The organism is uncultured Tenacibaculum sp., assembly GCF_947499065.1.
Taxonomy (GTDB): Bacteria; Bacteroidota; Bacteroidia; order Flavobacteriales; family Flavobacteriaceae; genus Polaribacter.
Genome location: NZ_CANMMT010000013.1, coordinates 63679 through 77337, shown reverse-complemented (window position 1 = coordinate 77337; position 13659 = coordinate 63679). Strand labels below are relative to the sequence as shown.

Below are 13659 nucleotides of genomic sequence, written 5' to 3'. Positions count from 1 at the left end.
CAAAATTTCTGTGATCGTGTCGCTTTATTTAAGCGGTTGCAAATTTACAAACCTTTTTGAAACTGACAAACTTTTTTTGAAAGTTTTTTTTAATTTGTTTTTGCTGGAATTTTAATGAACTGCCGTCTCTAAAACGGACTGCAAAGATACCATCTTTATTTTGTAATAAACAAGAATAATTTAACTTATTTTTTACACTCTTTTAACCCTACTCTACCGCCTATTTTAATGAACTTTTGCTATCTTTAAAACTATCGTTTTTCCGTTAGCGGGTGCAAATATAGAACCCTTTTTTAACATAACAACTATCTTTTTTAATCTTTTTTTGAATTATTCTTTACATACACTATTTATCAGATAGTTATAGTTGAAAGTTTTTTAGTTAGGTATTGGTTTCATCAAGTTCTATATGATTTATCAAACTTATTATCTATAATTAGATCCTCTTATATTACTAACTGAAGCTCTTTCTTATTGTAAAATAGAAAGTACTACCTGCCCCTACTTTACTTGTTAACCAGATTTTACCACCTGATCTTTCTACTATTTTCTTCACCAAAGGTAAACCAACCCCTATTTCTCCACCTCCAGAATCAATATCTAATCTTTGAAACAACTCGAATATCTTATCGAAAAATTTCTTTTCAATACCTGGCCCATTATCTTTAATCGAAAAAACATACTCATCTCCTTCTTCTTTGCATGCGACCTCTATTTTAATATCGCTACTATTATTATGTACTATTCCATTTTCTATTAAATTTTGAAAAACCTGATTCAACTGTTCTTCATTAAAGAAAATCTTCGGCATTTCATCCTTTATAATTATCTCACAAGAATCACTTTCATTCGAACTTTTAATTTTCCTCAACATAAACCCTACATCAACTCTTGTTAGTTCTTTCTCCTTATTCTTATACAATGAATAATTCAATATACCTTTTATAAGTTTTTCCATTTGCTCTGCAAGCTCTTTAATTCCAGTCACGCTAGAATTCAACTCCTCGTTCCCACTATCTTTCAACATAACCTCACTCCACTCTGCTAAGGTATATATATTCCCTAATGGTTGTTTTAAATCATGTGAAATCACATATGCAAACTCTTCTAAATCTTTATTCCTCGCACTTAACTCCTTTGCTCTTCGCTCTAAAGCTTCTGTCCTTTCTTTTATCTTATCTTCTAAACTTTCGTTTAATTCTACCAACTCTTGCCTATACCTTATAATACCATTTAATATTATAAATGAATAAACAAATATTGTTGTAGTAGATATTATAATAGCTCCTTCTTCTACTATACCTAAATTTGACTTCAACACCCAATAACTCATATGTATAAGCTGCGAAGCGCTAAACAACACTATCAATAATCTACTACTTAACATTAACACCCCACCAAACATCACTATAAATGTTCCCAACAGATAATCCATTGAAAAATTATTCAATGCTACTGTATATGTTAGATAATGTTGAAACAGCAACAAAATTGCAAAAACAAATATTCCATAGTAATCAACTACAACTCTATGTTTAGTCAACGGCAGTAATGCTACTAACATAAATAAAACTGCAAACACTTCCCTGAGATAAGGAATCTCTATTGCATTCACATTATATCGAAAGATTAACAATGAATATATATACACTCCTGGAGAAATCAAACATAGCACTAAGCTATTGTTCTTTATCTCAAACGATTCTAAACGACCAATCTTTTTCAAAGAGTCTAAAAACATACTATATTACATTATTAACTTATAAATATAAGTATTTCATCCTAAACTCACTCATATTTCACCCCTTCTTATTATATCTTTTCTTTTTCTTAGAAATACAACAAACTATATATTGTACAGCAAACGGTTTTACAATATCTTTGCGACTTGAAATTTCCACTTGTAAGGAAATTTAACCTAAAGACATATTTATATAATGATTAAAATTACATTGCCAGACGGAAACGTCAAAGAATTTGAAGTGAACAGCACCGCTATGGATGTTGCTAAGAGTATAAGCGAAGGTTTTGCTAGAAACGTAATTTCTGCAAACTTCAATGGTACAACCATTGAAACCTCTACTCCATTAACCACCGATGGTTCTTTAATACTATATACATTTAATGATGAAGCAGGAAAAAAAGCTTTTTGGCATTCTTCTGCTCACGTATTAGCACAAGCTATTTTGGAATTTCATCCAAATGCTAAATTAACTATAGGTCCCGCTATCGACAATGGTTTTTATTATGATATAGATTTAGGTGATGATACTATTTCTGAAAAAGACTTTTCTGCTATTGAAAAGAAATTTTTAGAACTAGCAAGAGGTAAGCATGAATTTAAATTACGTTCTGTTTCTAAAGCTGATGCTTTATCATATTATAAAGAAGAAGGAAATGAATACAAGGTTGAATTAATTGAAAATTTAACTGATGGCGATATTACTTTCTGTGACCATAGTGATTTTACTGATTTATGTAGAGGTGGACACATTCCAAACACAGGAATAATTAAAGCTATTAAAGTAATGAACGTTGCTGGCGCTTACTGGCGTGGGGATGAAAAGAACAACCAATTAACTCGTATTTATGGTATTTCTTTCCCTAAGCAAAAAATGCTTACCGAATATTTAGAATTACTAGAAGAAGCTAAAAAGCGTGACCATAGAAAACTTGGTAAAGAGTTAGAATTATTTACTTTTTCTCAAAAAGTTGGACAGGGATTACCTTTATGGCTACCTAAAGGAGCAGCTTTAAGAGAAAGATTAGAGAGTTTCTTAAAAAATGCTCAAAAGAAAGCTGGTTACGAAATGGTAATGACTCCTCATATTGGACAAAAAGACCTTTATGTTACTTCTGGTCATTATGCTAAATATGGTGAAGACAGTTTTCAACCTATAAAAACTCCTAAAATGGATGAAGAGTTTTTATTGAAACCAATGAACTGCCCTCATCACTGTGAAGTATACAATTTCAAACCTCATTCATATAAAGATTTACCTAAGCGTTTTGCTGAATTTGGTACTGTATATAGGTATGAGCAAAGTGGTGAATTACATGGATTAACTCGTGTAAGAGGATTTACTCAAGATGATGCACACATTTTCTGTACACCAGAACAACTTGATGAAGAATTCAAAAATGTTATCGATTTAGTACTATATGTTTTTGGCTCTTTAGGTTTTGAAAACTTTACTGCACAAGTTTCAGTAAGAGACCCAGAGAACCCAGATAAGTATATTGGTTCTGTTGAAAACTGGGAAAAAGCTGAGCAAGCTATCATCAACGCAGCTCAAGACAAAGGTTTAAATTTTGTTATCGAAGAAGGTGAAGCTGCTTTTTACGGACCTAAATTAGACTTTATGGTTAAGGATGCTTTAGGTAGAAGTTGGCAACTAGGAACAATCCAAGTTGACTATAACTTACCTGAACGTTTTGACTTACACTACAAAGGTAGTGACAATGAACTACACCGCCCTGTAATGATTCACCGAGCACCATTCGGTTCTTTAGAGCGTTTCATAGCAATTTTACTGGAGCATACTGGTGGTAATTTCCCTCTTTGGTTAACTCCAGAACAAGTTATTGTACTGCCAATCAGCGAGAAATATCAAAAATATACCAAAAAAGTTTTAACTTTGTTAGAAAATTCCGAAATTCGCGCCCTCGTAGACAATCGTAGTGAGAAGACTGGAAGAAAGATTCGTGATGCGGAAGTTAGCAAAATACCTTTCATGGTTATTGTAGGCGAAAAGGAGGAGCAAGATGGCACAGTATCTGTAAGGAAACATGGTGAAGGAGACTTAGGTACATTCACTATTGAAGAATTTATTTCTCTAATAAAGAAAGAAGTTGGTAAAACATTAGTTCCTTTTGGAAACGAAAAATAAAATAGTAATTTTTAAATTTATAAGTTATAGCAATTAGAAGAAGAGGCGGACGTAGACCGCTTAGAGTAATTAAAGAAGATCAGCATAGAATTAATGATAAAATTAAATATGTTGATGAAGTTCGCCTTGTTGGTGAAAACATTGAGGTAGGTGTATATCCTTTAGCAAAAGCAAAAGAGATAGCACGAGAGCAAGAATTAGATTTAGTAGAAATTTCTCCTAAAGCTGTTCCTCCTGTTTGTAAAGTTATTGATTACAAAAAGTTTTTGTACGAGCAAAAGAAACGTGAAAAAGCTTTAAAAGCTAAGGCTACTAAAGTTACTGTAAAGGAAATTCGTTTCGGTCCTCAAACTGATGAGCATGATTATGAATTCAAAAAGAAACATGCTATTAAGTTTTTACAAGACGGAGCTAAATTAAAAGCTTTTGTATTCTTCAAAGGACGTTCTATTGTATTTAAAGAACAAGGGCAGATTTTATTATTAAAATTAGCTCAAGAATTAGAAGAATATGGTAAGGTAGAACAAATGCCTAAACTAGAAGGAAAAAGAATGATTATGTTTATTGCTCCTAAAAAGACAAAATAAAACATATCATACTTACAATATATAAGCAAGATAAACTAAAAAACAAAGATGCCTAAAATTAAAACAAAGTCTAGTGCCAAGAAACGTTTCAAGTTAACTGGTTCTGGAAAAATCAAAAGAAAGCACGCGTTCAAAAGTCACATCTTAACAAAGAAGTCTAAAAAACGTAAGCTTGCATTAACTCATTCGACTTTAGTTCACAAGTCTGATGAGGCTAGTATTAAGCAACAATTAGTTTTAAAATAATTAATTGTTAGCCAGGGAATTTAATTATTAACCATGGAGTTAGGCTCAATAAAGTATCGTATTTCGATCGCCTACTACAAAAAACATTTGAATTATGCCAAGATCAGTAAATTCAGTAGCTTCAAGAAATAGAAGAAAAAAAATCTTGAAGCAAGCAAAAGGTTACTTTGGAAGACGTAAAAACGTTTACACAGTAGCAAAGAATGCGGTTGAAAAAGGAATGCAATATGCATACCGTGACCGTAAAAACAATAAGAGAAACTTCCGTTCATTATGGATTCAACGTATTAACGCTGGAGCTCGTCAGTTTGGAATGTCTTACTCTCAGTTTATGGGGAAAGTAAAAGCTAATAACATCGAATTAAACCGTAAGGTTTTAGCTGATTTAGCGATGAACAACCCAGAAGCTTTTAAGGCCATTGTAGAAAAAGTAAAATAAGTTTCACAACCTTGCTTATACTAAAAACCCAAACTTAAACGTTTGGGTTTTTTTAAATTAAAACATTCAATTATTCTAACATAAAATCTTTACCTATGAAAACTTTAAGAATATTATTCATTTTTATTTTTACTCAAGGTATTATAGCACAAAACTCGAGTAAAACCGAACTACCTAACACGGTTGAAAATCAATTTAAAAAACTTTATAAAAACTCAAACAATTACCAAATCTATAAGGTTATAAAAAAGAATGAGTTTTTGAGTTTACAGAAAAATATTTTAGACAGCATAAAAGCGATTAAAAATGACGCAGCTGCTAAACAAATTAAAATAAATGAACAACTAAAAAACATCACTTCTTTACAAACTAAGATTGATGCTTTAAACAATAATTTATCTGCTTCTATAGAAAAAGAAGATGCTATTTCATTTATAGGCATCCCTCTAAAAAAAGGCACTTACAACACTATAGTATGGAGTATTATAATTGCTCTTGTTGTTGGTTTGGCTTTTTTCATTTTTCGTTTTAAAAACAGTAATGCTGTTACTAAACAAACTAAAGATTTATTAATTGATGTTGAGCAAGAGTTTGAACAACACAAGAAAAACGCCTTAACTAAGGAACAAAAACTAAGACGCCAGTTACAAGATGAAATTAACAAACAACGTGGTGTAAGTTAATAGTTTAATTATAAAAGTTTTCTAAATAAAAATCCCGAGTTAAAAACTCGGGATTTTTATTTTTAATAGTCTTTTACTTCATTAAGACAAACCAGATATTACACCTTGATTGTCAATAGTCATATTTTCTGATGCCGGTACAGCTGGTAAACCTGGCATACGCATCATTTTTCCTAAAATTGGGATAATAAATTGAGCTCCTGCTGCTATTTCTATTTCACGAACAGTTACAGTAAAACCTTCCGGTCTTCCTATTAGTTTATCATTATCTGAAAATGATTTTTGTGTTTTAGCCATACACACTGCAAAATCATTGAATCCTAAACGGTCAATTCTTCTTAAGTTTAGTTGTGCTTTTTTACTATACTCAACTTTTTCAGCTCCATAAATTTCTTTAGCTATCGTTTCAATTTTTTCCTTAACCGGACTTGTCCAATCATACAATGGTTTGAATTGAGTTGCTTTATTTTCAACAACATCAACTACTGCCTCAGCTAAGTTCTTAGTTCCTTCTCCTCCTTTTGCCCATCCTTCAGACACTACAGCTCTTACTCCCAACTTACCACATGCTTCGATAACAAAATTCACCTCTTCTTCTGTATCTGAAATAAATGAATTAATTGCTACTACAGGCTCAATATTGTATTTGCGAATATTTTCAATATGCTTCTCTAAATTTTTAAATCCTTCTTGAACTTTTTCTATACTTGGTGTGTTGTATTCTTCTTTTTGCGCACCTCCATGATGACGCAATGCTCTAACAGTAGCTACTAATACTACACACTTAGGATTCAACCCTGCATGCTGTGATTTAATATTTAAAAACTTTTCTGCTCCTAAGTCTGCTCCAAAACCAGCTTCTGTAACTACGTAATCTGATAATGACAATCCCATTTTAGTAGCAATAATTGTATTAGTTCCTTGGGCTATGTTAGCAAATGGACCTCCATGAATAATTGCTGGATTTTCTTCTAAGGTTTGAACTAAATTAGGTTTAATTGCATCTTTCAATAAAATAGCCATTGCATCTTGAGCTTTCAAGTCGCTTGCAAAAACTGGTTTTTTATCAAAAGTAAACCCAATAAATATATTACCTAATCTTTTTTTCAAATCGTCAAAATCAGTAGCCATACAAAGTATTGCCATTACTTCTGATGCTGGCGTAATATTAAATCCATCTTCACGTGGAATTCCATTGGCAGTTCCTCCCAATCCAATAGTAATATGACGTAATGATCTATCGTTCATATCAATTACACGCTTCCATAAAATAGTACGGGGATCTATATTTAAATTATTGGTTTTACTCTGTAAATTATTATCAATTAATGCAGATAATAAGTTATTAGCTTTTTCTATAGCATTAAAGTCACCAGTAAAATGTAAGTTAATATCTTCCATAGGTACTACTTGAGAATACCCTCCTCCTGCAGCACCACCTTTAATACCAAAAACAGGTCCTAAAGATGGTTCACGTAAAACAACAGTTGCTTGTTTTCCTACTTTATTTAATCCTTCAGTTAAACCAATAGAAACAGTAGTTTTACCTTCTCCTGCTGGTGTTGGTGTTAAAGCTGTTACTAAAACTAAATTGTTTTGTTTTACTTTATTTTCATCAATTAAACTTAAGGGCAATTTAGCTTTGTACTTACCGTACATTTCTAAATTATCTTCATTCAAATTAAGTTTATTAGCTACAGTTTTAATGTGCTGTAATTCTTTTGCTTGAGCTATCTCAATATCGGTTAAATGCGCCATAGCGAATTATATATTTTTTAGTTGTTTATTCCACTTTAAAAAGCAGGTAAATATACATAATATAATCCCTACAAAAACTGACATTTATTAGCATAATTTAACTAATTCTGTGCGAAACAGATAAATATAGTAAAAGAATTGGCAAATCTTTTTTGAAATACTATATTTGCACGTTTTAAAAAAAGTCGATTTAAATTAATAAAAATGCAAAACAAAGGTCTTATTAAATTATTTGCTATCCTGTTCGGGTTAGTGAGTTTGTACCAGTTGTCGTTTACATTTTTCGCTAACAAAGTTGAAGATAGCGCAAAAGTATACGCAAAAGAGAATGTAGAAGGTAACAACGGAAGAGCGTTAGCTAGAGCCGAAAGGAAATATCTAGATAGTGTAGCAAATAAAGAGGTATTAAATTTAGGAGTTGCAAAGTACACTTTTGATGAAATCAGGGAGAGAGAAATGAACCTTGGTTTAGATTTAAAAGGTGGTATTAATGCAATTTTACAAGTATCTGTAAAAGATATTTTAATTGGGTTGTCTAACAACTCAAAAAACACTGTTTTTAATGAAGCATTAGCAAAAGCTGATGAAGCTCAAAAAAACAGTCAGGATAATTATTTAGATTTATTCTATAGCGAGTTCGAAAAATTAAGTAATGGGAACGTTAAGTTAAGCGACCCTAGTATTTTTGGAACTAAAGCCTTACGTGACAAAATTGATTTCAACAAAACAAATGAACAAGTAAAATCGACTTTACAAGAAGAAATCAATTCGTCTATTAACACTGCTTTTGAAGTATTACGTAGTCGTATTGATAAATTTGGTGTTGTTCAACCAAGTATTCAAAGAATCGGTACTTCTGGTCGTATTCAAGTTGAATTACCAGGAGCAAAAGATATTGAGCGTGTAGGTAAATTATTACAAAGTACTGCAGAATTACAATTCTGGGAAGTATATACAAATGTTGAAGTTCAAAATTATTTCTTTGCTGCTAATGCAAAAGTTGCTGAGTTATTAAAAGAAGATTCTACAACTGAACAAGTAAAAGATTCAACTAAAACTGATAATATTGATGATTTATTAGGAGAGTCTACTGATTCAACTAAAGTTGAAAATCAAAAGAACTTGTTTACTTACATGTACCCTATTATAGCTCAAAGTCAACAACAAATGAGCTCTTTAGTTGCTCAGGCTAGAGTACAAGATACTGCTAAAGTAAACAGTTTATTAGCAAACAAAGAAGTTAGAGCTTTATTACCAAACAACTTAAAATACGTTAAGTTTTTATGGGATTACAAATCACAACCTAGTGATGATGGAAGCGCAAACATTATTGGTTTGTATGCTATAAAATCTAACAGAAACAATAAAGCACCTATTGACGGTGATGTAATTGCTGACGCTAAACAAGATTATGACCAGTTAAGTAAGCCAGTAGTTTCAATGATGATGAATGGAGTTGGAACTAAAAAATGGGCAAAAATGACTAGCGAAAATGTTGGTAAATTTGTTGCTGTTGTATTAGATGATTATGTATATACTGCACCTGTTGTAAATGGAGCTATTCCAAATGGAAGCACTCAAATTTCTGGTGGTTCTATGACTGTAAGTGAGGCTCAAGATATTGCAACTGTATTAAAAGCTGGTAAGTTACCTGCTCCTGCAAGAATGATTCAATCAGAAGTAGTTGGACCTTCTTTAGGAAAAGAATCTATTAATGCAAGTATGTGGTCATTCGGATTAGCTATCTTATTAGTATTAGCATGGATGATTTTATACTATGGTAAAGCTGGTTTATATGCTAATATTGCTTTATTAGTAAATATCTTATTCATTTTTGGATGGTTAGTATCTTTTAGCGCAGTATTAACTTTACCAGGTATCGCTGGTATTATCTTAACGATAGGTATGTCGGTAGATGCAAACGTTATTATTTTCGAAAGAATTAAAGAAGCATTATCAGGAGGTAAGAGTTTAGGTGAAGCTGTTAATGAAGGATTCAGTTTTAAAGGAGCTTTATCTGCAATTATTGATGCAAACATTACTACATTCTTAACAGGTGTTATCTTATTCGTATTCGGAACAGGACCAATTAAAGGTTTTGCTTATACATTAATGTTAGGTATTGCTACTTCTTTATTTACAGCAATCTTTATAACTCGTTTATTTATTGACGGAGCTGTTAACAAAGGAACTAACTTAACATTTAATACTGGAATTTCTAAAAACTGGTTTAAAAACATTAGTATTGAATTCTTGAAGAAACGTAAGTTAGCTTACATTATTTCTGGATTCTTTATCCTTGCTGGATTAATTTCAATCTTTACTTTAGGATTAAAGCAAGGTGTTGACTTTAAAGGAGGGCGTTCTTACGTTGTTCGTTTTGATCAAGGAATGAAAGCTAATGAAGTAGCTTCTGCTTTAAAAAGTGCTTTTGGTACTGCTCCTGAAGTAAAAACTTATGGTTCTGAAAACCAATTAAAAATAACTACTGTTTTCAAAATTGATGAAGAAGGTAAAAATGTTGATGAAGAAGTACAAACTGCTTTATACAACGGTTTAAAGCCTTATTTAGGTACAACTTCTTACGAAGATTTCAAACCTGGTTTTGAAAAAGCTGGTAGTGGAATAATGAGTTATATGAAAGTAGAGCCAACAATTGCAGATGATATTAAACAAGCTGCAATATGGGCTGTATTAGGATCTTTAATTGTAGTATTCTTATATATCTTATTACGTTTTAGAAAAATGTCTTTCTCTATTGGTGCAGTAGTAGCTGTATTCCATGATGTATTAGTAGTATTAGGAGTTTTCTCTATATTCTACAAAGTAATGCCTTTCGATATGGAAATAGGACAATCGTTTATTGCTGCAATCTTAACAGTAGTTGGATACTCTCTGAATGATACCGTGGTAATTTTCGATAGAATTAGAGAATATGCTGCTAATAGCAATTCATTAACTGCTAACATTGTAGACAAAGCTTTAAGTAGTACTTTAGGAAGAACAATTAACACTTCTTTAACTACTTTATTAGTAATGTTAGCTATTTTCTTCTTTGGTGGAGATAGTATTAAAGGATTTATGTTTGCACTTATCGTAGGTGTGGTTGTAGGTACTTACTCTTCATTATTCGTGGCAACACCTGTAATGTTTGATACTTCTAAAAAAGGAGACAATAAATAATATATAAAAAAACACTCAAAAAACCGTTTTGAATATTTTTCAAAACGGTTTTTTCATTTAATATCAAGCAACTATCTTTGCAGTCTGATGAAAATTACAAAACTTCACGATTTATATTTTAAAGAGTACATTTCAAATAATGAACTCTCAAACATTGTACAGTCTCTGGCAGAGCAAGTAAGAAAAGATTTACCTAAAGATGAAGTTCCTTTTTTTGTAGGAATCTTAAATGGATGCTTTGTTTTTACTGCTGATTTTTTACGAGAATACAAAGGAGATTGCGAAATGACTTTTGTTAAATTAGCTTCTTATGAAGGAACTACTTCAACAGAAAATGTAAAGAAACTTATTGGTATAAACGAAGATTTAACAAATCGTACCGTTATCATATTAGAAGATATTATTGATACTGGTACCACTTTGCAAGAAATCTACGAAATATTCAAAACAAAAAATCTAAAAGAACTTAAAATAGTATCGCTATTCTTTAAACCTGATGTGTATAGAAAAGAGCTTCCTATAAATTATGTTGGAAAAAATATTGAAGACAAATTTATTGTTGGATACGGATTAGATTACAAAGGTTATGGAAGAAATTTGCCTGCTATTTATCAATTAACAACACAACCCAAAATGAAAAACATCGTATTATTCGGACCTCCTGGTGCAGGAAAAGGTACACAAGCTGAAGTATTAAAAGAAAAGTACAACTTAGTACATATTTCTACTGGTGATGTATTCCGATTTAATATTAAAAACGAAACTGAATTAGGATTATTAGCTAAGACTTACATGGACGACGGTAACTTAGTTCCTGATGAAGTTACTATTAGCATGTTAAAAGCAGAAGTTGAAAAAAATACCGATGCTGCAGGTTTTATTTTTGACGGATTCCCTAGAACTGAATCTCAAGCAAAAGCTTTAGATGAGTTTTTAGCTGAAAAGAATGAGCGTATAAATGGTATGGTTGCTTTAGAAGTTTCTGAGGACTTATTAGTTGAACGCTTACTAGAAAGAGGTAAAACTAGTGGTCGTACTGATGATATGGACGAAGGTAAAATTCGTAATCGCTTTAACGAATACAATACTAAAACAGCTGTTTTAAAAGATTTTTACCAAAATCAAAATAACTATTACGGAGTAAACGGTGTAGGTTCTATTGAAGAAATTACAGAACGTTTATCAGAAGTGCTTGACACTTTATAAAAATTAATTTCTTTACTTATAATAAAATATTATAAGTAAAGATTTTTATTATCAATTTTACTTCTGTTTGTTAGAAACAGAAAACAATTTAGAAAAAATGACTGAAGGAAATTTTGTTGACTATATAAAAATCTACGCATCTTCTGGTAAAGGAGGTAGAGGATCGGCTCACTTGCATCGTGAAAAATTCATTACAAAAGGTGGCCCAGATGGTGGAGATGGAGGTCGTGGTGGTCACGTAATATTACGTGGTGATAAAAGTATGTGGACACTTTTCCATTTAAAGTTTAAACGTCACTTTAGAGCTGAATCTGGTGGTGATGGTAGTAGCAGTCGTAGTTCTGGACATGATGCTGACGATGTAATTATACCTGTGCCTTTAGGAACTATCATTAGAGATGCAGATACGGATAAAGTTTTATATGAAATTACAGAAGATGGTCATGATATAATACTACTAGAAGGTGGAAAAGGTGGTAGAGGTAACTGGCATTTTAAATCTTCTACTAACCAAACACCTCGTTATGCTCAACCTGGAATTGATGGTAAAGATGGGTGGTTTCGTATAGAACTTAAAATCTTAGCTGATGTTGGTTTAGTTGGTTTTCCAAATGCTGGAAAATCTACTTTATTATCTGTTATAACAGCTGCTAAACCAAAAATCGCCGATTACGCTTTTACTACTTTAAAACCTAATTTAGGAATTGTAGAATACCGTAATCACCAAAGTTTTGTAATGGCGGATATCCCAGGTATTATTGAAGGAGCTTCAGAAGGAAAAGGTTTAGGGCATTATTTCTTACGTCATATAGAACGTAACTCTACCCTACTCTTTTTAATTCCTGCTGATAGTGATGATATTCAAAAAGAATACGATATCTTATTGAATGAATTAAGAAAACATAATCCTGAGTTATTAGATAAAGATCGTTTATTGGCTATTTCTAAATCAGATATGTTAGATGATGAATTAAAAGAAGAAATTAAAAAAGAATTACCCGAAGGTATTGAAACCTTATTTATCTCTTCAGTAGCACAACTAGGCTTAATGGAGCTAAAAGATAAATTATGGTCTATGTTAAACTAACATAGTTCTTTAATAAAAAAACATGAAAAAAGTACTACCTCTAATTTTACTTTGCTTAATCATTGTAATAAGTTGTAATGACAATAACATAAATAAACCTCAAACAGAAAATTATTTGTGCTGTGAAGGGAATCAATTTATTTCTGACAATATAAACAACCTTGATGAAAGTTTAGGAAAAATAAAGATAATTCCTATATTCACACCAAATGGTGATGGTATTAATGATATTTTTAAAATCGAAAATATTGATTTATACCCATCTAATTCAGTTACTTTATATGACTTAGATAATAATGTTATTTTTTCAACTGACAATTATGGAAGTAAAAATTATTATGGTGGAAATTTGAACATAAAAAATGGTTCTTTAAAATATAAAGTTATCGTAAAAAACGAGCAAACATTTGTTCAATATGGTTATGTATGTGTTGTTACTGAAGCTAAAAGTGATAGTACTTTTAACTTTTCTTCTAAATGCTTATTAGCTGATTTCAACGACCCCATAATTATTAATTAAATAGCCTCTAATATTTCAAACTTTATAGCTTTTAAATCTAGCTCTCAGGAATAGGTTAGT

The 13659-nt window shown here is 31.3% G+C and carries 11 protein-coding genes; 9 read left to right on the top strand and 2 right to left on the bottom strand.

Going from position 1 to position 13659, the window contains the following annotated elements; translation table 11 throughout:
* Nucleotides 1-454: 454 nt before the first annotated feature.
* Nucleotides 455-1741, bottom strand: a complete 1287-nt coding sequence (locus Q0958_RS17645; protein ID WP_299125568.1) for an ATP-binding protein — start codon at nt 1739-1741, stop codon at nt 455-457.
* A gap of 196 nt (nt 1742-1937) precedes the next feature.
* On the opposite strand from Q0958_RS17645, the gene thrS reads away from it, so the two are divergent.
* The 5 genes from thrS to Q0958_RS17620 all read left to right on the top strand — a co-directional run bounded on the left by thrS (nt 1938) and on the right by Q0958_RS17620 (nt 5845).
* Nucleotides 1938-3890 (top strand): threonine--tRNA ligase, encoded by a 1953-nt coding sequence (gene thrS / locus Q0958_RS17640; protein ID WP_299125566.1) that lies wholly within the window; start codon nt 1938-1940, stop codon nt 3888-3890.
* A gap of 68 nt (nt 3891-3958) precedes the next feature.
* Nucleotides 3959-4477, top strand: coding sequence for a translation initiation factor IF-3 (gene infC / locus Q0958_RS17635; RefSeq protein ID WP_175578760.1), 519 nt, complete (start codon nt 3959-3961; stop codon nt 4475-4477).
* 48 nt (nt 4478-4525) lie between these two features.
* The gene (gene rpmI / locus Q0958_RS17630) at nt 4526-4723 is read left to right on the top strand and encodes a 50S ribosomal protein L35 (protein WP_150900930.1); all 198 of its coding nucleotides are present in this window, start codon (nt 4526-4528) and stop codon (nt 4721-4723) included.
* A gap of 94 nt (nt 4724-4817) precedes the next feature.
* A complete protein-coding gene (gene rplT, locus Q0958_RS17625; protein WP_150900931.1) occupies nt 4818-5162 on the top strand; it encodes a 50S ribosomal protein L20 in 345 nt (114 codons plus the stop codon).
* A gap of 95 nt (nt 5163-5257) precedes the next feature.
* A complete protein-coding gene (locus tag Q0958_RS17620; RefSeq protein WP_150900932.1) occupies nt 5258-5845 on the top strand; it encodes a hypothetical protein in 588 nt (195 codons plus the stop codon).
* A gap of 81 nt (nt 5846-5926) precedes the next feature.
* Here Q0958_RS17620 and Q0958_RS17615 read toward each other — a convergent pair whose 3' ends face one another.
* Nucleotides 5927-7603: a formate--tetrahydrofolate ligase gene (locus tag Q0958_RS17615; protein ID WP_299125557.1), complete on the bottom strand. Its 1677-nt coding sequence runs from the start codon at nt 7601-7603 to the stop codon at nt 5927-5929.
* A gap of 204 nt (nt 7604-7807) precedes the next feature.
* Between Q0958_RS17615 and secDF the strand changes: the two genes are divergently transcribed.
* The 4 genes from secDF to Q0958_RS17595 all read left to right on the top strand — a co-directional run bounded on the left by secDF (nt 7808) and on the right by Q0958_RS17595 (nt 13599).
* A complete protein-coding gene (secDF, locus tag Q0958_RS17610; protein ID WP_299125555.1) occupies nt 7808-10786 on the top strand; it encodes a protein translocase subunit SecDF in 2979 nt (992 codons plus the stop codon).
* Between the two features lie 87 nt (nt 10787-10873).
* On the top strand, nt 10874-11992 hold the full coding sequence (locus Q0958_RS17605) for an adenylate kinase (RefSeq protein WP_299125552.1): 1119 nt from the start codon (nt 10874-10876) through the stop codon (nt 11990-11992).
* Nucleotides 11993-12089: 97 nt separating this feature from the next.
* On the top strand, nt 12090-13079 hold the full coding sequence (gene obgE, locus Q0958_RS17600) for a GTPase ObgE (RefSeq protein ID WP_299125549.1): 990 nt from the start codon (nt 12090-12092) through the stop codon (nt 13077-13079).
* 22 nt (nt 13080-13101) lie between these two features.
* Entirely contained in the window at nt 13102-13599 is a 498-nt protein-coding gene (locus Q0958_RS17595) for a gliding motility-associated C-terminal domain-containing protein (RefSeq protein ID WP_299125546.1), read from the top strand.
* Nucleotides 13600-13659 lie beyond the last annotated feature (60 nt).

What these genes read in the sequence shown, in the direction of transcription:
- Q0958_RS17620 (WP_150900932.1), top strand. Translation starts at nt 5,258, where the DNA reads ATGAAAACTTTAAGAATATTATTCATTTTTATTTTTACTCAAGGTATT.
- Q0958_RS17645 (WP_299125568.1), bottom strand. Translation starts at nt 1,741, where the DNA reads ATGTTTTTAGACTCTTTGAAAAAGATTGGTCGTTTAGAATCGTTTGAG.
- Q0958_RS17615 (WP_299125557.1), bottom strand. Translation starts at nt 7,603, where the DNA reads ATGGCGCATTTAACCGATATTGAGATAGCTCAAGCAAAAGAATTACAG.
- thrS (WP_299125566.1), top strand. Translation starts at nt 1,938, where the DNA reads ATGATTAAAATTACATTGCCAGACGGAAACGTCAAAGAATTTGAAGTG.
- Q0958_RS17595 (WP_299125546.1), top strand. Translation starts at nt 13,102, where the DNA reads ATGAAAAAAGTACTACCTCTAATTTTACTTTGCTTAATCATTGTAATA.
- obgE (WP_299125549.1), top strand. Translation starts at nt 12,090, where the DNA reads ATGACTGAAGGAAATTTTGTTGACTATATAAAAATCTACGCATCTTCT.
- rpmI (WP_150900930.1), top strand. Translation starts at nt 4,526, where the DNA reads ATGCCTAAAATTAAAACAAAGTCTAGTGCCAAGAAACGTTTCAAGTTA.
- Q0958_RS17605 (WP_299125552.1), top strand. Translation starts at nt 10,874, where the DNA reads ATGAAAATTACAAAACTTCACGATTTATATTTTAAAGAGTACATTTCA.
- secDF (WP_299125555.1), top strand. Translation starts at nt 7,808, where the DNA reads ATGCAAAACAAAGGTCTTATTAAATTATTTGCTATCCTGTTCGGGTTA.
- rplT (WP_150900931.1), top strand. Translation starts at nt 4,818, where the DNA reads ATGCCAAGATCAGTAAATTCAGTAGCTTCAAGAAATAGAAGAAAAAAA.